Origin of the sequence: Spirulina sp. 06S082 (genome assembly GCF_034932145.1) — a bacterium.
Taxonomy (GTDB): Bacteria; Cyanobacteriota; Cyanobacteriia; order Cyanobacteriales; family Spirulinaceae; genus CCY15215.
Window position 1 is genome coordinate 1 of record NZ_JAYGHV010000018.1, and the last position, 25,730, is coordinate 25,730.

Below are 25,730 nucleotides of genomic sequence, written 5' to 3' on the forward strand. Positions count from 1 at the left end.
CCCAAATCTGGGGGGAACCGGAGTCAAAGTCCCCCAAACTTGGGGGATTTAGGGGGCTGGCACGTTGGGGGTTACAGTTTTTCTTCCTCCGATGAATAGTCCCTGCACTTAAAAAGGGGGGAGAATTCAAAGTTAATTTTTTCTGTCTATCATCGCCATTAATTGCGACTCACTCAACTGGGAAATCCCTAATTTCACGGCTTTTTCCAGCTTCGATCCGGCATTTTCCCCCACCACGAGATAGTCTGTTTTTTTACTAATAGAACTGGTTATTTTCCCTCCTGCTTGTTTGATTAATGCTTCTGCTTCTTTGCGTCCTAATGTAGGTAAAGTTCCCGTTATTACTAATATTTTGTCAGACAAAACCCCTTTTATGCTAAAATCTGAGGCAGATGATAAATTGGTCGTTTCTTGTGCAAAATTTAGCCCCGCCGTTTTGAGAGATTCCACAAGGGTTGAATTTGCTGGGTTTTGGAACCACTCCCAAACCGATCGCGCAATTTCCAAGCCAATGCCATGTACATTTTCGAGGTCGTCGATGGACAATTTTGATAATTGATCGATCGTTGTAAAATTCTCGGTTAATAACTCGGCATTCACTTTCCCCACGTAGCGGATACCCAAACCATATAAAACTCGTGCATAAGACTGGGTTTTAGACTGCGCGATCGCCTCGATCAGTTTCTCGGAAGACTTCTGCCCCATGCGTTCCAAACTCGCAAGGTCTTCAGCCGTTAAAGCATAGAGATCCGCCACCGATCGCACCAACTCGCGATCGACAATTTGTTCGACAATCTTCTCTCCTAAGCCATTAATATCTAGGGCATCTCTTGAAGCCCAATGCAGCAAACTTCCTCGCAAGATAGCAGGACAAGAACTGTTCGTGCAACGAGTCACAACTTCCCCTTGAGGGCGGACTAATTGAGAATTGCATTCTGGGCAGTTTTCCGGCATTTCGTAAGGAATAGTATCAACAGGACGCAACTCCGTTAACACCCGTACCACCTCGGGAATAATTTCTCCAGCTTTGCGAATAATCACCGTATCGCCAACGCGAATATCTAGCTCAGAAATGCGATCGCGGTTGTGCAGAGTTGCTCGCTGTACCGTTGTTCCCGCTAAGAGAACCGGCTCCATAATCGCCATGGGCGTAACGGCACCAGTACGCCCAACATTAACCGTAATTTCCTTCACAATCGTAGGAGCTTCTTCCGCCGGATATTTTAAAGCGATCGCCCAACGGGGAAATTTTTGTGTAAAACCTAATTCTGTTTGTAGGGGGACAGAATTAATTTTCACCACTACACCATCCGTCAGATAAAGTAAAGTTTTTCTTTTTTCATCCCATTCTTGAAAATAGCCTGCAACTGCTGCTAAATTGGCACATAATTGGCGATTGGGATTGACCCGAAAGCCCATTGTTTGCAGAAATTCTAACGCCTCCCATTGTGTTTCTGGCTGAAGTTCGGGATTATTCGGTAAATGTAGAGTGTAAGCAAAAAAATCTAAACGTCGGCGATCGACCTCTTGAGAATCCAGCTTTCGCAAGGTTCCTGCCGCCGCATTGCGAGGATTAGCAAACAAATATTCTCCTGTTTTTTCTCGTTCTTGATTAAGGCGATCGAATTCATCAATGGGTAAAAAAGCCTCCCCGCGAACTTCCACTAATTCCGGTGGATTTTCTAAATTTAATCGTAGGGGAATACTGCGGATCGTGCGAACATTTTGAGTGATATCTTCCCCCGATATCCCATCTCCTCGCGTCACCCCTTTTGTTAATCGTCCTCCTTCATAAGTTAAAGCCAAGGCAGACCCATCTATTTTTAATTCACAAACATACTTAAAATCTGCAACTTCTGGAACTTGGCGCTGCCAGCGATCTTGCCACTTTGCTAACTCTTGCAAATTAAAAGCATTTTCTAAACTGTAGAGGGGAATATTATGGCGAATAGAAATAAATTCAGTTGCAGGGCGATCGCCTACCCGTTGAGTCGGACTATCGGGACTAATCAGTTCGGGAAATTGCGTTTCAAGGTCTTGTAATTCCCGATAAAGGCGATCGTAAACCGCGTCCTCCATAATAGGATCGTCGAGGACATAATAAGCATATCCCGCCTTCTGTAATTGTTGGCGTAGTTGTTCGATCCGGTGTTGAATTTCTGTTGAGACTGCCATTTCAACATTGCCATTTCAACATAATGTCTTAAAATAATGTCTTAAACGGAGAGGGAGGGATTCGAACCCTCGTTAACCTTACGGCTAAACAGCATTTCCAGTGCTGCGCCTTCAACCACTCGGCCACCTCTCCAAACAATGCAGCCTCTCCAAAAGAGGGGCGCAACTTCCTATTATAGCAAGTCTCGAAAAATTTGACAAGTTCAATTTTTATCTTAATTCTCAAACCTTGATTTTTCTTGAATGTGGGGAAGGCGATCGCCTGTTCGGAAAGCGAATATTTAGACCCAACCCAAACTCATTGCACCCCATTGCCGATATAATCTGGAAAGATGTGAAAAAACGCTAAAAGCAGTGCGATCGTTCGAGCAACCTCAATCTCGCGATCGCCAGTCACTGCACCCATTAACCGCAAACAGAGGGAACACTGCCGATCTATGCCACAGATAGAAACTAGAACCGAACCCATGGTCTTGAACATGGGACCCCATCATCCCTCGACCCACGGTGTTTTGCGCTTGATCGTCACCCTAGACGGGGAAGACGTACTCGACTGCGAACCCGTGATCGGCTATCTCCATCGAGGAATGGAAAAAATTGCTGAGAATCGTACTACTGTTATGTATGTTCCTTATGTGAGTCGCTGGGACTATGCAGCAGGAATGTTCAACGAAGCCATTACCGTTAATGCCCCCGAACAACTCGCGGATATCGAAGTTCCCAAACGCGCTCAATACATCCGCGTTATTATGCTGGAACTCAACCGCATTGCTAACCATTTACTCTGGTTGGGACCTTTCCTCGCAGACGTTGGCGCGCAAACTCCCTTCTTTTACATCTTTCGAGAACGGGAGATCATTTACGATCTGTGGGAAGCGGCTTCTGGGTCTCGCTTAATTAATAATAACTATTTCCGCGTCGGTGGCGTTTCTGTCGATTTACCCTATGGTTGGATCGATAAATGTTTGGATTTTTGTGACTACTTCGAGCCTAAGATTGATGAATACGAAAAATTAATTACGAATAATCCTATCTTTCGCCGTCGAGTAGAGGGAATTGGCACTATTACTCGCGAGGAAGCAATTAACTGGAGTCTGTCAGGACCGATGTTACGTGCCTCTGGGGTGAATTGGGACTTGCGAAAGGTTGACCATTACGAGTGTTATGATGATTTTGATTGGGATGTACAGTGGGAAACGGGAGGTGACTGTTTTGCTCGCTATATCGTCCGAGTTCGAGAAATGCGGGAGTCTGTGAAAATCCTTCGTCAAGCCTGTGCGGGACTGCCAGGAGGTCCTTACGAAAATTTGGAAGCCAAGCGCATGGCAGAAGGGAAAAAGTCAAAATGGAATGATTTTGATTATCAATATGTTGCGAAAAAAGTTGCCCCAACCTTTAAAATTCCGGCTGGAGAACATTATGTTCGTTTAGAAAGTGGTAAAGGTGAATTGGGAGTCTTTATTATTGGTAACAATAATGTGTTCCCGTGGCGATTTAAGATTCGCGCTCCAGATTTTAACAATTTACAGATTTTACCTCGTTTGTTGAAAGGGATGAAGGTTGCTGATATTGTCGTAATTCTCGGCAGTATTGATGTGATTTTGGGATCTGTCGATCGCTAATTCAAGGGGATGAGAGAAAAAACTAAGATAAAAATTTATCTCTCATCATTCATCTTTTTTCTTTGCTTTCCATTCTTCAAGTTCTCGTTCGACAGCATATTTAAAATCAATAGGAATTAAGATAATTTCTATTGATTTTTTCTCATTTTTATCTGGATTTACTCGAGCATAAATGAATTTCCGGTCGAAATTTTCCTTGCCTAATTCTAAAATATAAGGTTGAGAACGATTTTCGATGGCGATCGCAACCGTGACCAAAGGCTTAGATAAACCATACTCTTCAAGTTCTTCAGAACGAGCGAGAATTAGGCGATCGCGTTCTCCTTCTGCTAGTAACTCCAGTAAAAAAGAAACGGCTGGATCGTTAGCTGGAGACTCTTCGGGTTCTAGTATCTGCCAAGAGGTTGTTTCTTTCTCTACTCGTTTAAATACTAATTTTTCTTTCTCTCGTTCGATGGTAAATCCTTGAATATCTTCTTTCGTAAAATCGAAAATTTTTCGTTGTTTTGCCGCTTGTACTTCTTGTTGGGATTTCCCAACCACTTCATATAAATAAACAAAAGTTGTCAAGAAAAGGGCGGTAATGACTAATGCCCAAGTTGTTTTTTGTAATTTCATGGATATTTAATTCAAAATAGGAATCAAGAGACAATTAAAGAAGTCAGGATATTAAAGTTCATTAATAGGTACAGATAACATCCCGACCATTGTTTTTCGTTCTCTGTTGATTAGATCCACCGTCCGACTACAACGCGCACAGTGCCATCGTTGAGGGTTTCTTGTTCTTCTAAGTTAAATCCTTGGTCTTGTACAGCTGTTAAAAGCGTTCTGTGGGCGTATTTTTGGTGAATGGAATTGAGAAATTCTTGGCGATCGAGATCGACTCCCCAAAAATCAGCAATAACATTGTAAGTTTCTCCATTCTGACGAAATCCGATATCGTAGCAATTGGGACGACGAATCACATAATCGGCTGTCGTCGTTTTGCCTTGATATCCACGGATTTCTGTATTGCGCTCAACCGCGTATCCTAGCTCCTGCAAGACTTCATTGAGGATTTCGCCGTTTTTGATTTGAACTTTAATGGTGCTGAAATGAGACATGGCAATTCTCGGGGGTTGAAATTGACTTCCAATCTACACCATAGCTCAAAATCTGGTGCAAGGAAATATTTTGGAGTGGCGATCGCGCTTGTATTAAGCAATATTTACTATTTGTTATAATACTGGTACATTTCTGGAGAAACCCATCTTTATTCCTTATGTCATCTGCTACTCATTCGTTACCCCCTAACTTAAATCGCATTGTTGAACGATTCAAACAACGTAGCGATCCGAAACAGCGCTATCGACAATTATTGGGATATGCTAACAAACTTGCCCCGATGCCGGAAGAGGGTAAAATTATCGAGAATAAGGTACCGGGATGCGTTTCACAAGTTTATATTACTGCCGACCTTGAGGACGGAAAAGTAATTTATCAAGGAGACTCAGATGCTCAATTGGTAAAAGGGTTAGTCGCACTTTTAATTGAAGGATTAAATGGTTTGACTCCAGAAGAAATTCTGCAAGTTACACCGAATTTTATTGAAGAAACGGGGTTGAAAATGAGTTTGACTCCTTCTCGTGCGAATGGGTTTTATAATATTTTTCAAACTATGAAAAAGAAAGCACTGGGATTTCAACTGGCAACTACAGAAAAATCAACTTCTTGTTCAAGTTAAATCTAATTAGCTTTGGAGATTACATCCTCGCTGATTTCCTGCACTAAAATCAACCTGAAGTCATAAATTTGGGAAATTTGGGAAACAAACCTATTTTTGCGGCTTTTTCCACTATAATTACTCAAACTGTTGCGAAGTGTCTTAACTTGGTACTTGCAGCAGGGGTAAAATATTAGAGAATTGAGGAGTCATTGATGTTTCGCCATAAACGAAATTTCCTAAAAGGCGCAATTGTTGGTGTTACTGCGTTATTGCTATCTGTCGGCACGGCAAATGCGGAAAGAACTGAACCCCTTGAGGTTACACACAACCATACCCACCAACAAATGTACCCATCCTTTCTGGGTGGAGTTGTTGAATATTTCCCTCTGCGATCGCTGGCTGAATTAGCCGGGATGAGAACCGATCGCGTCGCTGTTAATGTGGAAGATACAACTTACCAAGGTTATCAAGCGATAAAGGTTGTTGTTCAAGATACTCATAAAGCAATTGACAATCCCCTCGATCCAGAACTGAGAAGACAGGAAATAGCAGAAGGTGCTTGCGACGGTTGCCCCTTTTTCAATATTGGCACGCGACCTTTTCATAATGGTACGATCGAGGTTGATGTTGCAAGCGGTCCTCTTGAATCCTTCGGATTTATTGGCATTTTCTTCCGGGTGAAATTGAATGAAAATAACCCGAAAAATTCCCAATATGAAGGGTTTTATCTACGACCTAAGTTTAGCGCTGCAGATGAACCTTTACGGAGTTTTACCGCACAATATTTCTCTAAACCTGATTATCCTTGGTACAGACTGCGGGAAGAAGCACGGGGAAAATACGAATCCTATGCTGATGTCGAACCTGGTGCTTGGACAAAAATTCGCATTGAGGTGTTCGGAGAAATGGCACGGTTCTATGTCAATAATAATCCCGAACCTGTTTTAGTTGTGGACGATCTCAAAAATGGTGCGGACTCGATGGGAACAATCGGACTCTATACTGAACCCGATATTAATGCCTACTTTAAAAACCTAAAAATTACTCACGCACCTTAAAATTGAAGAAAGAGAGGGTATTTAAGTCCTCTCTTTCTAGTCTGGTTTTTAACGCCAATAACCGACTAAAATAAAGGGAGCCCAATAATAAGGGTGTTGGTAATTTGGGTTGTGCAAGAGGGAAATTTGCGCTTGACGCAGTGCTTTAGCGCGATCGCCTTGGAAGTGAGCGAGAAACTGATAAAATGTTACCATAATTTGTGCTGTAGATTCATCATTAACAGACCATAAACTGGCAAGGGTACTGCGAGCGCCCGATCGCACCGCCATACCTGCTAACCCCAAGGTGGCGCGATCGTCCCCTTTAGCGGTTTGACAAGCACTCAAAACGAGGAGTTCGATGGGGATCGCTTTGCCACTCTCTCGTTCCCAAAGTAAGTGAGCAAAGGCTTTAAGATTGAGGGGTCCATCCCATGTGAGCAGAAAAGTGTCTTCGATATGAGAGCTAAATTGACCGTGGGTAGCGAGATGCAGGATGGGAAAAGGGCGATCGCTGAGTATTTTTTGCAGATTTGCAACGGTAAAATCTTCATTGAGGAGTATTTCAGAGGCTAATTGTTGCCCGATCGCCGTGACTTCTCCTGCGACTGCGGGTAGGGGGGTAAAGGGTTCTCTGGCTTCGCTTAATCCTGCGGCGATCGCCTTCAGTTCCAGTTTTTTGGGCGATCGTTCTGCTAATAATTGCAAGCCAGGGTTTACTACTAATTCGTATTCTTCTAATAAATAATTTTCTCCGTTGTGAAGGACAGCCATTGGCACATTTTGTAATGTTCCATCCAGAACAAAAGCAAGGGTAGAAATCTGATTATTTTTTAACTCATTTTCAAGAGGTTGAATCAGTTTTTCGTATAGTTTTTCGGCATATTGTCGGTGATATTGGCTGGGAAAAATGGGACTAAAGGATTGACGAAATTGGGCGGTTAATTCTTGTAATTCTGCGGGGGTAATTTGAGCAGGATAATGATGTAGTTTTTCATGGGGGAGAGATACGAGAATTTCGAGGCGATCGCCCAGAATCATCGTGTAGATGGTTGCTAATTCTGTTTCTGATTCTGGGGGGGAGTGATGGGTTAAGCATACTTCTTGGAGAAAATCTTCTAATTCTGTAATCCGCAATCCTTCAATTGCTTTTTTAACTTCTTGAAGTTGTTGCTGGGAGGGTTGAGACTGTAATTGTAAAGCGATATAGTTGCGATAAATGGGTTCGATGCGATCGCGAAAATTATAGCGGATTTTTGGGTTTAAACCGATTAGATCGAGGCGCAATTTTTCAAAGGTAGAAATTGCTTCTCTATAGGTGGCGATCGCTGCTTCTTTTTGCCCTTGAATTTCTAAAAAATTTGCCAATTGTCCTTGCCATTCGTAGAGAAATTCGACATCTTGAGAAAGGGCGATCGCTTGTTGTGTTAAGGCGATCGCGTCTTCAAGTCTATTGGTTTTTCCATAAAGATAACCCAACATTCCTAAAACTTGCGATTCTGCTCTAGAATTGTCGCTCTTTTTTGCTTGTTGATACAGAGACGCAAGCAGGTGAGAAATTTCGGTATAATCCGCAGGGTTTTCTTGTTTTTGTTGCAGTTGCAGCCAACTGCGAATAACATTTAATTGGGCATAAATTGTAGTTTCTGAGGGGGACAGTGATGGGATGAATACTTGTATCTCTCGGAAAAGATTTTCGGCTTCTTCCAGGCGATCGCTTTCAACTAAGAGGCTAAATTGATTAGCAAGGCTCTCGATCGCAATGTTTAAATCTTCTATTTTCCCTTGACTGCGAGCCATTTTAGCAGCTTTTTTATACATTTCTAAGGCCGTCTGCGTTTCTCCTAAAAATCGCTCTGTATTGCCCAAAACTAAGAGGCTCTGAGGGATTTCTGAGGGGCGATCGAGGGTTTGAAAAATCTCTAAACTTGCGGCGATCGCTTCTTGGGATTGATGTAAACTTCCCAAGGCTTGTAAGGATACACCTAAACTCCTCAAAGCCAAGCCTTTTAAGATGGGATAGGGGTTTTGTTGTATGGTTTGCAAAACCAACTCAAAGTTTGTTTCGTCGAGGGTTTTACAGTGCCAATTTCCTGCACCAAAAGCGACTAAAAGGCGATCGCAAGCGAGGCGATATTTTCCTTGTTCTTCTAAAACTTGTGCTTGATTGATTTGACTTCCTAATTCTCCAATTTTATCGTTATTATTGCGATATAATTCCTCGGCACGTTGCCAATTAATTAGAGCGCGATCGGGTTGTCCTTGGATTAATTGTAAATGAGCGAGGGTATTGCGTACTGTTGCTAAAAGTAAGGATGGAGATTGAGTTTGCAAGAGTGCTAGACTTTGGAGAATTGCTCTTTCTGCTTCTTGATATTGCCCTAATGCTTGATATGTCCAACTGAGATATTGTAAACTCTGTGCTTGTTCGCTGATTTTTCCTTGCTTTTCAAGAGATAGGGATGCTGCTTGCAAGGTGGCGATCGCTGCTCTAAATTGTCCCATTTCATATTGTTTTTTGCCTTGTTCTAAAAGTAAATTAAGATTACTATCTTCTGGGATTGTTTCGCGATCGAGAGATTGAGCCATAGCAGAAAGCTCAATCACAGTAAAACATGAGATCAAAACTAACACGCTTAAAAAAATTCTCACATTGCCTTTTTATGATTCTTTGTACATTGTACATTATTCATTGATAATTGTTCGCCGATTAATTCAATATTACCCCGTCTGTTGATTTTCCATCCTCGTGCTTCCCTGAATGGCTCAACAATTTCTCTGTTTGTATTCGTTTCAATTCCTTCAATTTCTGTGGAGTTTTGAGATGTGGAAAAATCGCGCCGATCTTCCCATATTTCTCTCCCGCGCAAAATTTGATTTGGATTTGTTCTGATTCCACTTCGTCCGGCGATCGCGAACTCATTGTATCCATTAATACCACATTGTTGACTAAATTCCTCTCGCGGTCGTCGAAATATTAGGGGTCTTTTATGTTCATATTCGTCAAACTCGCGATCAAATTCTTCAAACTCACTAAATGCTGATTCAACAGCTTCTAAAATATCACTTTCTCCAGTCAAATTATCGCCAAAATTAAAACCAAAGATTCCTCGGGCTGTAACCGTTAATTCTCCTTGTCTTCCCTCTTCTCCCCTCGTAAAAATATCACTGTTTTCCGAGAGAACAGCAGCAATAAATTCACTAGCATCAATCTCAATCTTACCACTTGTTCCTATTGCCGATCGCACATCTGTAAAGATAGAGCTATTATTTCTCAGGGTTAAATTTCCCGTATTAATGCTAATATTTCCCCCCTCAGTCCCATTCGTTTGCGTTCTTAGTCGGCTGCGATCGCTCAAAGAAAGAGCGGTAGTAGTAATGCTGAGATTTCCTCCATTGCTAGGACTAAAAATCTCTACCTTTGAGGCATTTTCTAGAGCCAGAGAAGTTGCAAAAATCTGGATATTGCCCGATTTTTGTACTCCTCCAGAACTGGCGATCGTGCTATGATTGAGCGTCACCTGTGGGGCATTTATAACAATATTACCTGCACTTCCTTGCTGCAAAATTTGGCTGGCGATCGTACTATTAACGAACTCAATAGAATTTCCAGAAATTGCAATATTACCCGCATTTCCTGCTCGAGTTCCGCTCGCTAAATTTGCATTTACTAAAGATACTGTTCCATTGCGACTAACAAGATTAATATTTCCTCCCCCCTCATCTCCCCGAGTATCGATCGCGGTTCCAATGCGAAGATCTCCGGCTGCTTCTAAACGAACATTGTTACCTTCTTCATTCATACTACTAGCCTGAATTGCATTGAAAATAGCGATCGCTCCTCCATCACTCTTAACATTAATTTGTCCTGCTTGAAAAATTGAATTAGAGCGAAGCGACTGAGCCAAAATATTTCCTTTTGCATTTAAGAAAATTGAACCACTGTCACCCGTTAATTCATTAGTGTCAAGATTACCAAGAGCAAGATTATGCCCTCGGATTTCTAGATTATCTCCGTGGGTAAAAATATTATTATTTATCCCCATAATAAAATCACCGCTTTCATTGCGATCGGCATCTGCCCTAAAGGTAACAGAATCAGAAAACAGGAAGTTAAGATTAACGCCATTTTCAATAATAATATTTTCTGTTGCCTCAAGAACTATATTTCCAGATAATATCTCTAAGGTATTTTTATTAATATTAATATTCCCATTCGGAATTTCTCCAGCTAAGATTTGTTGGTCGCTTAAAGCTGGTATTACCGATGGAGAATCGGGTGCATTGGAGATAGTAATATTGCGCGGATCGAGCAGAATTGTTCCCTTTTGACCATCGATCGCGCTGACATCGACAAAACCCGAAAAAATGAGATATTCTTTACCGGAAACTTCAACAAATCCTCCGTTACCAGAATTGTTTCCACCTCGAGCATTAATTTCTCCAGAAAAGCCGGTAATTTCATTAGACCAAATAATAACTTTACCTCCATTACCGATCGCACCACTCGCATCAGCACGAATTAGCACATCTTCACCAATATAAACGCGATCGGCTGTAGGTTTACTGCCTTGCCCTCGATCGCTTCCACCAATTAATATACTCCCTCCTCCTGTTCGTGCAGAAACATCAATCTGACTGTCACCAGATAGATTAATAATTGTCCCTAAAACTTCTATTTTTCCCCCCAAGGCAATTAAATTTCCTGTATTGAGAATACTTCCGGCAAATAGTGTTATATTCTGTCCCAGATCGACCTCAAGATTCCCCGTATTTTGAATTTCGCGATCGCGAGGATTTCTACCATATTGAATACCAGGCTCAATATTGATTTTTAAAAGAGGAGGGGTTTCAGGAGCGGTTGCGCTAAACTCAAAACTATCAATGAGAATACTATCTGCTGTTGTCGCAGTAAAAGAGCCGTGCAGATCGAGTTTGGCATTTTCTCCAAAATGAATACCATTAGGATTAATTAAGAAAAGATTTGCATTGCCATTAACCCCCAACGTTCCTAATATATTAGAGATATTCCGGCCTGTAACTCGTGTTAAAATATTAAAAACTCCGTCGGGATTGGCAAAATAAACTTGTTGGGATTCCTGAACATTAAATTCTTGAAAACTATGAAAAAGCGCCCCATCGCGCACTGCTCCTCCTCTGATGTTAATCTTACCTTGGCTTTCTTGAGGAGAGGCGATCGAGTTTTCGCGATCGAGGGTATTATCTGGTACAATTTGCGCGCTAACTTTTCGTTCAAGACTCAGTATTCCTAAAAAAATGCTAGAAATCAAGACAAGCGCAGTATAAGCAATGAAATCAAGTTGGCAAAGCAGAAGTAATATTTTGTTTTTGCCCCACTTTTTTTTAAGTTGCATTTGTATCAATAGAGAAGTAAACTTAGTTTAGAGAAGTTGATCTATTCTATATCTCCCTACAAGATTTCTAACGGCACTCACAACGGATTGAAAGCAATTGTCTCCCTCAGCCCCAAAAAAACACCCTCTGCAACGTCTCCTCCGCTATGGACGCAGATATCGTCTCTTAGTTTGGCAAGCGATCGCCTGCTCTATTCTCAATAAAATCTTCGATCTTGCACCTCCCGTCCTCATCGGTATTGCTCTTGATGTCGTCGTCAAACAGGAACATTCCTTTGTTGCCAATTTGGGTGTTACCCGTGTTTTTCCCCAACTGGTGTTGCTTTCCGTCCTCACGGCGATCGTCTGGGGGTTAGAGTCTGTCTTTCAATATGCCTACGAACGATTATGGCGCAATTTGGCACAAAGCATCCAACACGATCTCCGTCTCGATACTTACGCTCACTTACAAGACCTCGAACTGGCTTTTTTTGAAGAGCATAGTACAGGTGGATTGCTTGCCATTCTCAACGACGATATTAATCAATTAGAGCGCTTTTTAGATGTCGGTGCCAATGATATTTTACAGATTGTTACTGCAGTACTAACCGTTGGCATCGGATTTATGGTCGTTGCTCCCAATATCGCTTGGATGACCGCTCTACCTATGCCAATTATTGTGTGGGGGTCTTTTGCGTTCCAAAAACATCTCGCACCTCTTTATAAAGATGTTCGGGAAAAAGTGAGCCTGCTCAGTTCTCGTCTCTCTAACAATTTGAGCGGTATTACTACCATTAAAAGTTTTACCACAGAAGCCTACGAATTGGAACGACTAACCCAAGATAGCGAGGCTTACCGACAAAGTAACTATAGGGCGATCGCCCTCAGTGCGGCTTTTATTCCCCTGATTCGCATTGCCATTTTATGCGGTTTTACAGCGACACTCTTGGTGGGAGGGTTAAACGTGGTAGAAGGACGCTTATCTGTGGGTATTTATAGCTCCTTGGTCTTTATGACCCAACGCTTGCTCTGGCCTCTCACCAGTTTGGGCAAAACTTTAGACCAATATCAGCGATCGATGGCCTCCACCTATCGCGTCCTGAATTTGCTCGATACTCCCATTAATATTCCTTCTGGGCATCTTTCTCTCCCTCACATAGAAGGTAAAATCGAGCTAGAGAATGTCAATTTCACTTATAGCGATCGCAATCCTGTTTTAGAAAATCTTTCTCTAATAATTCCCACAGGACAAACCATCGGGATTGCTGGGGCGACAGGTTCGGGGAAAAGTACCCTCATTAAACTCCTTTTGCGCTTTTATGAAATCCAAGATGGAAAAATTAGCATTGATGGAGTAGATATTCGCGATATTCGCCTAAAAGATTTGCGAAGGGCGATCGCCTTAGTCAGCCAAGATGTATTCTTATTTCACGGTAACGTGCAGGAAAATATTGCCTACGGAACCCCAGAAGCGACCTTTAACGAAATAGTTGCAGCAGCCAAACTCGCAGAAGCCCACGAATTTATCACCGCCCTGCCGCAACAATACAATACCATTGTCGGGGAGCGAGGGCAAAAGCTATCGGGAGGTCAGAGACAGCGCATCGCGATCGCTCGAGCCATTCTCAAAAACCCCCCCATTCTCATCCTCGACGAAGCCACCTCTGCGGTAGACAATGAAACCGAGGCCGCGATCGCCCGCTCCTTAGAGCATATCACCGAAAATCGGACCACCATTGCCATCGCCCATCGTCTCTCCACTATTCGCAATGCCGATTGTATCTACGTCATGGATCGCGGTCAAATTGTCGAGGGGGGCAAACATGAAGAATTATTAAAACTCAATGGTATTTACGCCAACTTATGGAGGGTGCAAACTGGCATAAAATAAATTAAGTATAAATACTGAACTATTCCCTATTCCCTATTTCCTAATTCAACTCTCCCATCCCAAAGCCTCAATAACGCGATCGCCAAGTTGTACTGGGTCAAAAGGTTTCGTCAATACAGCCTTAACCCCAAGTTGAGCATAGCGTCTTTGTTCGGCAGCCTGTACCTTAGCCGTGAGAAAAATAACAGGAATAGCTTGGGTAATTGGGTTTTCTTGGAGTTTTGTCCAAGTTGTCGGTCCGTCCAAATCTGGCATCATCACGTCCAAAAGAATGGCATCAGGTCTTTCATCAAGAGCAACCTTTAACCCTTCTGCCCCCGATGATGCTGTTAATACCTCCCATTCAGTATTAATCTCCAAACTCAACTGCGCGACGGCTCGAATATCTGCCTCATCATCTACAATCAAAATTCGTCGCTTGGCCATCTTCTCAATTCCACCTCTTTGGGATGCTGCTCTTTCAGTTTGACAAACCGAAAAAGCATTTTGTCCGACTCAAGGCATTTTGACATAATCCCACCGCTAAATCAAAGTATTAGTAAGAGCTTTTCTAGCGATCGCCGTCCCAGTTTAAAAAGCCAGCAATTTGTTCTCCTAAGTTCGTACAATCGTAGGGTTGCGCGATCGCCCCAGCTACTCCCAATTGGTTGAAATGTTGCCGATCTGCACGACGAAGGCGATCGAGAGTGAGAATAATGGGGATATTCTGTGTGGCAGGATGTTCCAAGAGTTGTTGTAAAATTTCAAGGGGATTTGTATCTAAGGGCGCTAAATTGACGAGAATAGCATGGGGTTTTTGGTTTTGGGCAATATTAAACCCTTCGCTATAAGAATGAGCCACCCAGATTTTCCAATCCGTCATCAGCTCCAATCCCATTTGTGTGACATAACGACGATCTTCTTCACAATCGATCAGTAAGAGATGTTTGCGGTTCATCTTTGCTTGAGTCATCTTTGTCTGAGTCCTAGACAATTTCCAAGATAGCTCTGTATGAATTCTCTCTCTTGCAGGATGACAAAATGGTTTAACAGGGGGTATTGATGGGATTAGCTGAAAGCTCGTTACCATTAGTTTGATGAATTTAATAAAGAGGATTGTTATTAGAGAAAAAATAAGATCTAAATGTGAAGAAGTTGTGAAGACAGTCCTTTTCTTTACAAATCGTAATAAAACCAGTTTGCAGAAAATTAGGAAATTTGTAGGAACGTGGACTAGAACGTTTTTGAATGAAGCATTATGGCGGTGGTAAAGGAAGAGTAAAGTAAAAAGAACTCCCTTTACCCACCGTGCTTTCCACCCACATTGTGCCTTGATGTCGCTGGATAATTTCGCGACAGATCGGCAAACCCAAACCCGTGCCTCCTTTTTCTCGTGAGTCAGAAGCATCCACTTGCTGAAAGCGACCAAAAATACTTTCCAGCTTATCCTTGGGAATTCCCCGACCGCGATCTTTCACCTCAAATAAAATCTGTTCTTGTTGTGGGACAATCCCAATCCCCACCATACTGCGAGGGTTAGAAAATTTAATGGCATTACTGATCAAATTGGTGAGGGTTTGCAAGATTTGATCGGGATCGGCCCAAATCATTGTTGTGGGGGGAGATTCGAGATAAGGATTCTCCTCTGAGCTTGCATCTCTTAACCAAAACGGACGACGATCGCATTTTAAACATAAGCTAATCTCTGCCTGTTCTGCCATGACCTGCATGGCTTCGGCAGCTTGAATCATCAGCGCAATACCATTACAGTGTTGTTTAACAATTTTCACTTTTCCCGACTCAATGCGTTCTAAATCCAAAATGTCATTGAGCAAACGGGTGAGGCGATCGGTATTATTAATGGCAATATTGAGCATTTGCTGCCCTCTCTCCTCAAATTTACCGAGACGACCCGTCGCCAGAAGTCCTAAAGAACCGCGAATTGACGTAAGTGGAGTTCGCAATTCGTGGCTGGCCACAGAAATAAATTCATCTTTCATCTGTTCGACAGCTTTGCGCTCCGTAATATCCACTAAAGAGATTAAATAGGCAGAAGCATCTCCCTCCCAAGTAATAGTTCCCGCTCGCATTTCGACAATGCAAGAGCTTCCATCCTGCCGGAGAATGGAAAGTTCGCATTTTTGTTGGGAAGTGAGGGGCATCCCCAAATGAAACCCGAGTAATTGCTGTTCGTTACGACCAAAAATCTGTTTGGCTGCGGCATTGAAAAAGCAAATGGTGCCAGCGCGATCGCAGACGACAATGCCATAAGCGCTATGCTCGATCGTGCGCCGTAATTGCTTTTCGCTTTCTCGCAGCGCCTCCTCTGCCCGGCTGCGCTCGGTAATTTCAGTTTGTAGCTTTTCGTTCGTTGCTTGTAGTTCCCCCGTGCGTTCTGCCACCATATCTTCGAGGCGATCGAGAAGTTGTGCTTGAGAAACAGCAATCCCAATTTGGTCGGCCAAAGAAGTTAATAATTCAATCTCGTCAGATTGCCAATGGTGAGGAGCGTAACATTGGTGAACGATTAAAGCACCCCAGGTTTTTTCTTGAATAAAGATGGGGACCACCAGTTGAGCGCAAAAATGCAACTCCGACGGTAGGGCGATCGCGGTTGGAGAACTGCTGAGATCGTCGATGGTCCAAAAGTTGCCCGGTTGAAAATCTGGAGGGGAAACCGTCTCGGGGGTGGAAATCTGGAGAGTTAGCCCGCATACCTTGGTTAAGCCTGGTAAAACTGCTTCTTGTCGGGCAATCCCGTCTCGCCCAGATTGCCATTGCCAAATAAAGACGCGATCGGCATGAAGTAATTGTTGCACTTCGAGGACTGCGGTTTGCAGAATTTCCTCTAAATCTAAAGACTGGCGAATTTTTAGCGTTAATTCTGACAGCAATTGCGATCGCCGATAGGCGCGTTGTAACTGCTTTTGTGCCTCAACGCGGGCGGTAATATCAATGCCAACAAAAACCGCAGTTTGCTCTTGCTGATACTTCTGCGCCACAATCAAATAGTCTCGTTGTTGTCTTTCCCATTCCAGAGTTAAGGTTTGAGCAATGGTAGTTTCGTCGGAGTGGAAAAACGCTTCTACGAATTCGACAAAATTTTTCCCTTGCTGAAAAAAGCCCAAAGGTTGGTGAATAAAAGCATTGGGAGACATTTGAAATGCCTGTGCTAATTGGCGATTTGCTCCTAAATATTGCAGGGAATTATCCTCAGATAAACCAACCCAAGAAACAAAACCGGGGACGGCATCTAAAACCGCTTGTAATTGCTCCTTAGCCTCTTGTAGGGCGCGTTCCGATCGCTTGCGATCGCTAATGTCATAAGCAATACCCAAGATTTGATAAATTTCTCCCTCGCCATCCAATAGAGGGACGTAACTCATCACAAAAGTTCGTTCCTCACCATTGGCAATCCTGAAAGTACATTCCTGAGTTTGGCGACTGCGGCTGCGGGCAGCATCTTCTAGAAGCGGGAGATAATTTTGGATGCTGTCCTGGGCAAAAAGTTCGCCATCGGTCTTACCCAGCATTTCCTCGGCGGTTTTCTGCCACACCTCAAGGGCGCGGGCATTGGCAAATTGATACTGTAGGTGGCGATCGTAAATGGCAAAAATATCGGGAATATTATCAACGGCGAGGCGAAAGCGTTCTTCGGATTTTGCCAGTTCAATCTCGGTTTGAATGCGATCGTTAATTTCTGCTTGTAGGGTAGTATTGGCCTGTTGGAGTTGCTGGGTGCGCTCCTGGACGCGATATTCTAATTCATCATTGAGTTGTTGCAATTTCATTTCTGCACGGACGCGATCGCTAATATCTCGCGCTACCCAGATCGCTGATTGTTCGGATAGGGCAGAAACGCTGGCGGCAAACCAAATCTGTTTCCCGTTCACGTCTAAACTGTACTCAAAGGCGATGGTTTGCTGTTGGGTAATGGCATCTTGAATGGGAAGCCAAAAGGCGGGCTGTGCCTTATCCCCAAAAAAGTTGGCAAAGGTAGCCTCGATGGTCAAATTGCCTTCTTCATTGAAGCGAGCATAACTGGTGGGCATAACTTGAATATTTTCTTGTTCCCTATCCACCACTAAAACGATCTCCGTCATGGCTTCAAAAATACCCCGAATTTCTGCTTCATTAGAACGCAGTTTTTGTTCCATCAACTTCCGTTCGCTGATGTCCCGCGCCACCCAAACCACGGTATCTTCAGACAAAGGAGACAAGCGACCATCCAGCCAAATTTCTCCCCGATCGCCGGAAACCTTGTATTCAATATTGGTGGTTTCCCTTTGTTCTAAGGTTTGTTGGATGGCTTGGTGCAGGCGATCGGCGGTGTCTTGGGGTAAAACTTCGTGTAAGGTTTTACCTAACTGCATTTCTGGACGTTCGATCGCCTTGGCGGTTTTGGTTGGAGCAACTTTCAAACAATTTCCTTGGCGATCGCGCACGATCACCGCGTCTGTCATAGCCGCAAAAATAGCTCGCATTTCCGCTTCCGAGGCTTTGAGGGCTTCCTCTGCTTCCTTGCGTTTGCGTAATGCCGCTTGTCGTTCGGTAATATTTTCAATTAAGCCAAAGGCAAACTGTACCCTTCCCCCTTTTTTCACCGCACAAGTGGTAGAGCGCCCCCAAACTATCTCCCCATTGGCTCGAATGTAGCGTTTTTCGATTTGATAGGATTCTCCCTCTCCTGCCCATAAGGCCATAAAGCGATCGCGATCGCCCTCTCCATCTTCGGGATAAGTTAAATCCAGCAAGTTTAACTGTCCCAAGTCCTGGCGATCGTAGCCGATAAATTTCTCAAACGCTGGATTCGTTTCCACAATACCCCCGTCTTCTCGCAAAATACAAATGCCAATCCCCGCATTGGCAAAAACGGCTCGAAAGCGTTCTTCACTCTCTTGTAGGGCAGTATTGGCTCGCAGGAGGCGCAGTTGATTTTCCACCCGTGCCAGAATTTCTTCTTTCTGAAAAGGCTTGGGAATATAATCCACTCCCCCCACCTCAAAAGCTCTTACTTTATCTTTGGGGTTATCCAAAGCGCTAATAAAAATTACGGGAATATGACGGGTGCGATCGTTCGCTTTCAGTTGCTCGCAAACCTCATAACCATCGAGATCGGGCATCATAATGTCCAGCAGAATTAAATCTGGCGGCATCATCTGGGCGGCAGTCAAAGCCAATGTACCATTGAGGGCAGGGCGCACGTCATATCCCTGTTGGCTCAACAGTTCGGTTAACAACCGCAAATTGGCTGGGGTATCGTCAACGACTAAGATGTTACTTTGGACGGGCGGAAAATTAGAATTCACAGGGGGACTGGGGAATGGTTTCAAGTGGATTGGGGCGCAATGCTTTTGCCTAGGGTGAGAATGGGTCTCTCCTTATAATTTAATAAATTTCTACCTTTTCTTTATTTATTAAGAAAATCTCCGGTCTTCCCGAGTTTTTCACAATTTATCTTTAGACTTAGGTGAAACCACAAACTTCGATTTTCTTTCGATCGCCACCTACAATTAACCAAGTAAATCTCAATGATGATGAAACTGAGTGCATCGATCGCGACTAACGCAATGGGGGATGCGATGAACACCGGACAAAAACAACCCTTTAAACCGTCCCGAAGGACTGAATCGAATCTAGCGATGACCGAACCTGGAGTTAACCCGATCTCGAATCTTGGCGCAGTTTCTCACGAACTACGCACGCCTTTAACTTCAATTCAAGGAGCTTTGGGACTCCTCTTGAGCGGTAAAGTTGATGTTCAAACCCGCGAAGGGCAACAATTGCTCAGAATTGCCGCCAACAATACGAAGCGTTTGCTTCGTTTTACTAATGCGATCGAACAAGATGAGTTTGGTTCCGCTTCTTTAATTTCTAACGAAGCCTTAGAACGTTTGCGTTTGGAGGCAGACTTACAAACAGCTTGGGATAAGGAAGAGTTTCAACTATTTTACCAACCTATTGTTTGTTTGGAGTCCGAAAAAATTCTGGGCTTTGAGGCACTGTTGCGCTGGGATCATCCTCAGCGCGGTTTTGTCCCACCAACGGAGTTCATTCCCATTACTGAAGAAACGCTTTTAATTCACGATCTGGGATTATGGGTTATTGAGCAAGCCTGCAAGCAGTTACGCCAATGGCAGCAGGATTTTCCCCATAGTTCTCCTTTGACTTGTAGTGTCAATCTCTCGGCGTTGCAATTATTACATTCGGGTTTTGTTGAGAATGTTCGCCAAATTTATCAGGACTCGGGGGTTATACCTGGAAGCCTGCGTGTGGAAATTACGGAGAGTATGTTTATTGAAAATTCTCCTGTGGCGATCGCGGCTCTGCAACAACTCAAGGGCTTAAATATTCCGGTCTACCTTGATGATTTTGGCACGGGATACTCATCCCTCGCTCGTTTGCACCAACTCTCTGTAGATGTTCTCAAGATCGATCGCGCTTTTGTTACTCAGGAACAATGGGAAATGATTCGCGGTATTCTCCATTTGGCCAATAGTTTGGGACTTGATACCATTGTTGAAGGAGTTGAAACTCAAGAGGAACTCAAACAGATACAACAATTGGGCTGTACCAAGATTCAAGGGTATTGGTTTTCCCGCCCTTTAGAGGAGGAAAAGGCAACAATTCTCTTACAAAAAGGGGGCAAATGTTAAGGAATTCGGAAGGTTTGGGTTTTTGGGGGTAGTCTTCACAGGTTTTTCACATTCTTTAGATAAAGTCAAAACAGAATCAATCAAAAAACCATTTTGGGTTTCAGAGGAATTATGTTTGACTGTAAAATCGAAATCATGGAAACTTTCTACGAGATTTATTCCGCGACAATGGTTTCTGGCATTATGGGAACTAAAGATTTAGATGTTGTGGAACGAATGAAGGAAGAGTCTACCCTCGTGGATGAACATCGCGATATGATTGAAAGAATTTTTTATGCGATTAAACTGGGACGAATTCAGGTGTTGAACTCAGAACGGATCGGGATGCACTGTGTGGCAGTTTAGGGTTTCGCGATGGACTGCACTCAACTCGAAAAAAGGATGGAAGGGAACAATTTTCTCTTTTGTCCTTTTTTGTTGCGGGTTTGCATTTTGCCCACATCTGTTAAAATGAGAATGAGAATGATTATCATTTTAGCAAGAGTTCTATGTTCTGGGTAAATTTACGGAAAATCGGAGTCGGGTTAGTTTTGCTGGCGATCGCAGGAAACCTGAGTTGCTCTTCGGAGAGAGAAGCGGTGAAACCAGATGCAGGAGAAAGTGTTTCCCCACCTTTACAGGTTGTCGCATCCGGTAGCATTCTCTGCGATTTAACCGATCGCATTGCCCAAGAGAAGATATCTTTAATTTGTTTGATGGACGCAAACCAAGACCCTCATACTTATCGTCCCACTCCCAGCGATCGCAAGGTGATGGAAACAGCAGATTTGATTCTTTATGGGGGTTATAACATTGCACCTCATTTGGAAAAGGTGGTACGGGCTACCAATACGGATGCGCCTAAAATTGCCTTATATGAGGAAGCGATCCCCAAACCCCTTATGAGTGAACATCATCACCATGAAGAAGAAGAGCATAATAAAAAAGGAGAAAGGGAACATCATCACCACGAAGAAGAACATAGTAGTCAAAAAGAAGAACTTGAACCCGATCCCCATGTTTGGCATGATGTCAAAAATGCGATCGCTATTGTGGAAGAGATTAAAAGCCAGTTAATTAAACTTGACCCCGATCGCGCCGAGGCTTATGAGGAAAATACGGAGAAGTATCGCGATCGCTTAGAAAAACTACACATTTGGATTCAAGCACAAATCGCCACCATTCCCCCCCAACAGCGCCTATTAGTGACCACTCACGCAGCTTTTAACTATTACGTCAACGCCTACGGTTTGCAGGGTTCAGAAGCCTTGCAGGGGGTCAGCAGCGAAGAAACGCCAACAGCCGCCCGTGTCAAAGAATTAGCCGAAAAATTGAAAACAATTAAGGTTCCCGTTATCTTTCTGGAAACGACAGCCAGTGCGAGAACCCTAGAAACCGTTGCGCGGGAAGCTAAGATCGCGATCGCCGAGGACAAACTGTTAACCGGAGCATTAGGAGACAAAAACGCTGAAACTGGGAGTTATATTGGCATGATGTCTGCTAATACTTGCGCGATCGTGAAGGGTTTAGGGGGTCAATGTACGCCGTTTCCGTTACCACTGCAATAAAAGATGAATTTCCCTCCATAAACCAACAGCATTAAAAGGTTTAGAGATAATCCCCTTAATCCCTAAATTCCTCATTTCTTGTTTTTCCCGTTCCATAATTTTTGCAGTGATGAAAATGACCGGAATATTTTGAGTTGTTGTATTGCTTTGGAACTGCTGTAACATTTCGATGCCACTGAAGTCAGGCATCATAACATCAAGAAGAATAGCATCGGGACGTTGACTTTCAGCAAGAATTAATCCCTCTTTTCCCGAAGCCGCAGTTAATATTTCCCAGTTAGTTGTTGCTTCGAGAGATAATTCTATCGTTGTTCGGACTCCATCATCATCATCAATCACCAAAATCCGTTTAGGATTCATTTTCCTTTTCCTCTAATATTAAAAATGGTATCGTGAAGTTGAAAGTGCTTCCTTCACTTAAAATACTTTCAGCCCAGATTCGTCCATCATGTTGTTCGACAATCTGACGACAAATCGCTAAACCCAAACCCGTTCCTCCTTTTTGACGGGAATCCGAAGCATCAACTTGTTGAAAACGCTCGAAAATATCATTGAGTCTGTTGGTTGGAATCCCTCTCCCTTGGTCTTGAATGGCAAACAAAACATTCTCACCTTGATGCTCTGCGGTAAGATCGATAGTGGAATTCGGTTGAGAGAATTTAATTGCATTGCTGAGAAGATTTGTTAAAACTTGAATTAGGCGATCGCCATCTGCATAAAACTCGATTTCTTCTTGGGATTTGATATTGAGGGTAATGTTTTCTTGGGAAGCTATGATTTGCATGAGTTCCGTCACTTCTGCGAGTAATTCCGCAGCATTAACTCGCTTCTTGACGAGGTGAATTTTACCGGATTCCAGACGTTCCAATACTAAGATATCCTGAACCAAATTCCTCAAACGTAAAGTATTATTATAGGCAACTTTCAGAGCCTCTTCACTTTTTTTAGAATTGAGTTTGATGCTTTTGTCTGTTAATAATTGTAACATTCCCAAACTTGCCGTTAAAGGAGTCCGTAATTCGTGACTGACCACAGAGATAAATTCATCTTTGATCCGTTCCATCGCCTTGCGATCGCTAATATCGCCAATTAAAGCAAAAAAGCCCTTAACTTCACCAGATTCAATAATATGGGGAATATAACTGGCATTAACCCAACGAGAACCGCCATTAAAATCGGGTAATTCTAGATCGAAACTAACATTTTCTCCAGCCAGAGCCGCATCAATATAAGGACTCACTTGCAGATAAACTTCCTCCCCCATCACTGAACAAATGTGCAATCCTTCAATCTCTTCTGAAGGTCGTCCAAACCAAGTCTCATAAACTCGATTGCTAAAACGATAATAACATTGCTCATCAACATAAGAAATCCAAGCCGGCATCGCATCAGTAATTAAACGTAATTGTTCGGAGCGTCGTCGCAGATGTTCTTCTGTTTGTTTAATTTCATGAATATCAATAAAGCTCAAGACTAGACCTTGGCGCTCTCCTTTTTCGCTCCAATAAGGATTAACACGCAAAAGAAGATTAATCCCTGATGTTCGCAGGCGCATTTCCTGTTCTATGGGATTTTGGTGCAGCAAAACTTGTTGCAATAATTCCATTAAATCATAAGCATTCTCTTGGTCGGGAAGACATTCCAAATTGTGGGAAAAATCCGTTAAAGGACGATTAATATCTCCTTCTCGCAGATTAATCGCTCGGGTAGCTGCGGGGGTGAACTTGCGAATATTAAGATCGAGATCGAGAAAAATAACGCCAATTTCTGTACTTTGGAGCAAATTATCAAGATCGTTATTGAGTTCGACTAATTCTTGAATCTTCGATTGATATTCGGCATTAACAGTGTAGAGTTCTTCGTTAACAGAATGGAGTTCCTCATTGGTACTTTGCAGTTCCTCATTTGAGGCGATTAGTTCTTCATTTGTGGCTTGCTGTTCCTCGTTAGTGGCTTCGAGTTCTTCAATAGTGGTTTGCAAATTCTCGCGAGTTTGTTGAAGTTCGTATTCAAGTTCGTTGATTTGATTGGCGGTTTCTGCATTCACCTCAAAGGTGCGATCGATAATTTCACGGGTTATTTTTTCTTGCTCTTCTAGCAATATAATGAATAACTTTTCTTTCAAGGTTTCATTTAATTCAATTCCCACTTTGAGATCGACGATTTGCAACTGTTCTCCCTGAGTGACCTTAATTCCTGTATATAAGACTGATTCTTGTTCTCGTTTGGCGCGGTGTAAAGCCGTAGACAAAGGCAACTGTAAGGTTAGAGGCACAATGGAAATAACATCCAGATTGGTTTCACCCAAGGGAAATCTCAGTAAATCTGCCATATCGTAAAAAATGCGTAAAAGCCTGTTATTTTCGTTCACTAACAAGCAGGTGGTGCGGCGATCGCCAAAACAGAATTTAAAGACTTTACCCAGTATGCGATCGAGGCGAGGCTGAACCTGTTTTAACTGAATGGGAGATAGCCTGGGAGTCGTGGTGGGTTCTCGGTTAATCGCTAATAAAGAGAGGGGGTTGTCCCGTTTTTTGCGATAAATTTTCCACTTGGAATTAAGGGTTAAAAACTCCCCTTCCAGTATTCCCAGAACTTCTGCACTGCCTAAGAATAAAACACCCTGAGAGCCGAGAGAAAAATGGAGCATTCGCAATACTTGCTGCTGCAAGTCCGGTTTCATATAAATCAGGACGTTACGACAGCTAATCAGATTCATTTGCGAAAAGCCCGCATTTTTGGTTAAGTTGTGGGGGGCAAAAATGAGCATCGATCGCAACTGTCGCCGAACTTGGTAAGAGTCAGATTTATTAAGGAAATAACGTCCCAGTCGTTCTTCTGAAACCTCTTTGCTGATATGTTTGGCATAGATGCCTTTAGAAGCGGTTTCTAGGGCTTTATTATCAAGATCGGTGGCAAAAATTTTTACACTTACGGATTTATTGGCTTTATCTAAGGCTTCATCCACCAACATCGCCATCGTATAGGCTTCTTCTCCGGTGGCACAACCGGCCACCCAAATTCGCAATTGCTGTTGTGGTTCCAAACTCTCAATCAGATTGGGTAAGATTTCCATTTCTAGAATTTGCCACGCTTCAATATCTCGGAAAAAACGAGTCGAACCGATCAAGAAATCTTGAATGAGTAACTGACGTTCTAGGGCGGAACTTTCAAGATAAGTGATATAAGTATGTAGAGAGTGATAGCCATTCAGGGAACAGCGATGATAAATTCTTCTCGAGAGGGTACCTGCTTTATATTGGGAAAAATCGATCGCTTCTTGCTCTTTGAGCAATTCTAAGACTCGTTCGAGTTGTCTGGGTTCGATCGCATTTTCGGTCAGTTGCTCGCTCAAAGGAATATTGCGGGTAATTCGCACAATTTCATAAATAGTTTCGGCCAAGTCTTGAGGGGAGAGGACTTCATCTACTAATCCCGTGGGTAAAGCGTTAGAAGGCATTCCGCTAAATTCTGCCGTTTCTGGGGATTGAATTAGTGCGAGTCCCCCCGATTCTGCAATGGCTTGTAATCCTAGGGTGCCGTCGCTACCCGTCCCAGAAAGCAAAACTGCCATGGTGCGATCTTTGTAGTCTTGAGCTAAAGACTTGAAGAGAATATCAATGGGAAAGTTGATATGTTCTGTATCTTGTTCCCGAAAGCAAAATTTTCCTTTCTCGACAACAACATTGATTCGGGGAGGAATAACATAAACTGAATTCGGCACGATCTCCATGCCATCCGCAATCTGGTGAACCTGAAGGGAA

Annotated in this window: 18 protein-coding genes and 1 tRNA gene; 7 read left to right on the plus strand and 12 right to left on the minus strand. The window is 43.1% G+C overall.

From position 1 onward, the window contains the following. Positions 1 to 132: 132 nt before the first annotated feature. The 3 genes from ligA to VB714_RS03065 form a co-directional block, all read right to left on the minus strand. Positions 133 to 2,175 (minus strand): NAD-dependent DNA ligase LigA, encoded by a 2,043-nt coding sequence (ligA, locus tag VB714_RS03055; RefSeq protein ID WP_323221057.1) that lies wholly within the window; start codon positions 2,173 to 2,175, stop codon positions 133 to 135. Positions 2,176 to 2,221: 46 nt separating this feature from the next. Further along, positions 2,222 to 2,308: transfer RNA gene (locus VB714_RS03060), tRNA-Ser, on the minus strand. Between the two features lie 165 nt (positions 2,309 to 2,473). Beyond that, positions 2,474 to 2,644 carry a hypothetical protein gene (locus tag VB714_RS03065; RefSeq protein WP_323221090.1) on the minus strand — a complete coding sequence of 57 codons (171 nt, stop codon included), beginning with the start codon at positions 2,642 to 2,644 and terminating at the stop codon, positions 2,474 to 2,476. Here VB714_RS03065 and VB714_RS03070 point away from each other — a divergent pair. After that, a complete protein-coding gene (locus tag VB714_RS03070; protein WP_323221059.1) occupies positions 2,613 to 3,797 on the plus strand; it encodes an NAD(P)H-quinone oxidoreductase subunit H in 1,185 nt (394 codons plus the stop codon). The two genes, VB714_RS03065 and VB714_RS03070, sit on opposite strands and share 32 nt — an antisense overlap. Positions 3,798 to 3,842: 45 nt before the next feature. Here VB714_RS03070 and VB714_RS03075 read toward each other — a convergent pair whose 3' ends face one another. Together VB714_RS03075 and VB714_RS03080 are read right to left on the minus strand one after the other, a co-directional pair. After that, entirely contained in the window at positions 3,843 to 4,415 is a 573-nt protein-coding gene (locus VB714_RS03075) for a DUF4340 domain-containing protein (RefSeq protein WP_323221061.1), read from the minus strand. Between the two features lie 110 nt (positions 4,416 to 4,525). After that, complete coding sequence (locus tag VB714_RS03080) at positions 4,526 to 4,900, minus strand: DUF1257 domain-containing protein (protein ID WP_323221063.1); 375 nt, start codon at positions 4,898 to 4,900, stop codon at positions 4,526 to 4,528. Positions 4,901 to 5,058: 158 nt separating this feature from the next. Between VB714_RS03080 and VB714_RS03085 the strand changes: the two genes are divergently transcribed. Next, positions 5,059 to 5,520, plus strand: coding sequence for a SufE family protein (locus VB714_RS03085; RefSeq protein ID WP_323221065.1), 462 nt, complete (start codon positions 5,059 to 5,061; stop codon positions 5,518 to 5,520). Between the two features lie 194 nt (positions 5,521 to 5,714). Continuing rightward, complete coding sequence (locus VB714_RS03090) at positions 5,715 to 6,560, plus strand: family 16 glycoside hydrolase (protein ID WP_323221067.1); 846 nt, start codon at positions 5,715 to 5,717, stop codon at positions 6,558 to 6,560. A 48-nt stretch (positions 6,561 to 6,608) separates the two neighbouring features. Here VB714_RS03090 and VB714_RS03095 read toward each other — a convergent pair whose 3' ends face one another. Both VB714_RS03095 and VB714_RS03100 read right to left on the minus strand, forming a co-directional pair. Then, the gene (locus tag VB714_RS03095; protein ID WP_323221069.1) at positions 6,609 to 9,128 is read right to left on the minus strand and encodes a CHAT domain-containing protein; all 2,520 of its coding nucleotides are present in this window, start codon (positions 9,126 to 9,128) and stop codon (positions 6,609 to 6,611) included. 59 nt (positions 9,129 to 9,187) lie between these two features. Next, positions 9,188 to 11,830 (minus strand): filamentous hemagglutinin N-terminal domain-containing protein, encoded by a 2,643-nt coding sequence (locus tag VB714_RS03100; RefSeq protein WP_323221071.1) that lies wholly within the window; start codon positions 11,828 to 11,830, stop codon positions 9,188 to 9,190. A 181-nt stretch (positions 11,831 to 12,011) separates the two neighbouring features. On the opposite strand from VB714_RS03100, the gene VB714_RS03105 reads away from it, so the two are divergent. Further along, positions 12,012 to 13,784, plus strand: coding sequence for an ABC transporter ATP-binding protein (locus VB714_RS03105; RefSeq protein WP_323221073.1), 1,773 nt, complete (start codon positions 12,012 to 12,014; stop codon positions 13,782 to 13,784). A gap of 45 nt (positions 13,785 to 13,829) precedes the next feature. On the opposite strand, the gene VB714_RS03110 is transcribed toward VB714_RS03105, so the two are convergent. The 3 genes from VB714_RS03110 to VB714_RS03120 all read right to left on the minus strand — a co-directional run bounded on the left by VB714_RS03110 (position 13,830) and on the right by VB714_RS03120 (position 19,072). Beyond that, a complete protein-coding gene (locus tag VB714_RS03110) occupies positions 13,830 to 14,210 on the minus strand; it encodes a response regulator (protein WP_323221075.1) in 381 nt (126 codons plus the stop codon). A 124-nt stretch (positions 14,211 to 14,334) separates the two neighbouring features. Then, positions 14,335 to 14,736: a two-component system response regulator gene (locus VB714_RS03115; RefSeq protein WP_323221076.1), complete on the minus strand. Its 402-nt coding sequence runs from the start codon at positions 14,734 to 14,736 to the stop codon at positions 14,335 to 14,337. A gap of 283 nt (positions 14,737 to 15,019) precedes the next feature. Continuing rightward, on the minus strand, positions 15,020 to 19,072 hold the full coding sequence (locus VB714_RS03120) for a PAS domain S-box protein (RefSeq protein WP_323221078.1): 4,053 nt from the start codon (positions 19,070 to 19,072) through the stop codon (positions 15,020 to 15,022). A gap of 222 nt (positions 19,073 to 19,294) precedes the next feature. Between VB714_RS03120 and VB714_RS03125 the strand changes: the two genes are divergently transcribed. The 3 genes from VB714_RS03125 (at position 19,295) to VB714_RS03135 (ending at position 21,966) form a co-directional block, all read left to right on the plus strand. Further along, positions 19,295 to 20,419: an EAL domain-containing protein gene (locus tag VB714_RS03125; RefSeq protein ID WP_323221080.1), complete on the plus strand. Its 1,125-nt coding sequence runs from the start codon at positions 19,295 to 19,297 to the stop codon at positions 20,417 to 20,419. Positions 20,420 to 20,530: 111 nt separating this feature from the next. Then, entirely contained in the window at positions 20,531 to 20,764 is a 234-nt protein-coding gene (locus VB714_RS03130) for a hypothetical protein (RefSeq protein WP_323221082.1), read from the plus strand. Positions 20,765 to 20,907: 143 nt separating this feature from the next. Beyond that, positions 20,908 to 21,966 carry a metal ABC transporter solute-binding protein, Zn/Mn family gene (locus VB714_RS03135; protein ID WP_323221084.1) on the plus strand — a complete coding sequence of 353 codons (1,059 nt, stop codon included), beginning with the start codon at positions 20,908 to 20,910 and terminating at the stop codon, positions 21,964 to 21,966. Here VB714_RS03135 and VB714_RS03140 read toward each other — a convergent pair. Continuing rightward, on the minus strand, positions 21,952 to 22,326 hold the full coding sequence (locus tag VB714_RS03140) for a response regulator (RefSeq protein ID WP_323221086.1): 375 nt from the start codon (positions 22,324 to 22,326) through the stop codon (positions 21,952 to 21,954). The two genes, VB714_RS03135 and VB714_RS03140, sit on opposite strands and share 15 nt — an antisense overlap. Further along, the coding region (locus VB714_RS03145; protein WP_323221088.1) for a CheR family methyltransferase at positions 22,316 to 25,730 on the minus strand (3,415 nt) is incomplete at its 5' end. The genes VB714_RS03140 and VB714_RS03145, both read right to left, overlap by 11 nt.

What these genes read in the sequence shown, in the direction of transcription:
- VB714_RS03130 (WP_323221082.1), top strand. Translation starts at nt 20,531, where the DNA reads ATGTTTGACTGTAAAATCGAAATCATGGAAACTTTCTACGAGATTTAT.
- VB714_RS03090 (WP_323221067.1), top strand. Translation starts at nt 5,715, where the DNA reads ATGTTTCGCCATAAACGAAATTTCCTAAAAGGCGCAATTGTTGGTGTT.
- VB714_RS03095 (WP_323221069.1), bottom strand. Translation starts at nt 9,128, where the DNA reads ATGGCTCAATCTCTCGATCGCGAAACAATCCCAGAAGATAGTAATCTT.
- VB714_RS03080 (WP_323221063.1), bottom strand. Translation starts at nt 4,900, where the DNA reads ATGTCTCATTTCAGCACCATTAAAGTTCAAATCAAAAACGGCGAAATC.
- VB714_RS03085 (WP_323221065.1), top strand. Translation starts at nt 5,059, where the DNA reads ATGTCATCTGCTACTCATTCGTTACCCCCTAACTTAAATCGCATTGTT.
- VB714_RS03065 (WP_323221090.1), bottom strand. Translation starts at nt 2,644, where the DNA reads ATGGGTTCGGTTCTAGTTTCTATCTGTGGCATAGATCGGCAGTGTTCC.
- VB714_RS03140 (WP_323221086.1), bottom strand. Translation starts at nt 22,326, where the DNA reads ATGAATCCTAAACGGATTTTGGTGATTGATGATGATGATGGAGTCCGA.
- VB714_RS03115 (WP_323221076.1), bottom strand. Translation starts at nt 14,736, where the DNA reads ATGACTCAAGCAAAGATGAACCGCAAACATCTCTTACTGATCGATTGT.
- VB714_RS03075 (WP_323221061.1), bottom strand. Translation starts at nt 4,415, where the DNA reads ATGAAATTACAAAAAACAACTTGGGCATTAGTCATTACCGCCCTTTTC.
- VB714_RS03110 (WP_323221075.1), bottom strand. Translation starts at nt 14,210, where the DNA reads ATGGCCAAGCGACGAATTTTGATTGTAGATGATGAGGCAGATATTCGA.
- VB714_RS03125 (WP_323221080.1), top strand. Translation starts at nt 19,295, where the DNA reads ATGATGATGAAACTGAGTGCATCGATCGCGACTAACGCAATGGGGGAT.
- ligA (WP_323221057.1), bottom strand. Translation starts at nt 2,175, where the DNA reads ATGGCAGTCTCAACAGAAATTCAACACCGGATCGAACAACTACGCCAA.
- VB714_RS03135 (WP_323221084.1), top strand. Translation starts at nt 20,908, where the DNA reads ATGTTCTGGGTAAATTTACGGAAAATCGGAGTCGGGTTAGTTTTGCTG.
- VB714_RS03070 (WP_323221059.1), top strand. Translation starts at nt 2,613, where the DNA reads ATGCCACAGATAGAAACTAGAACCGAACCCATGGTCTTGAACATGGGA.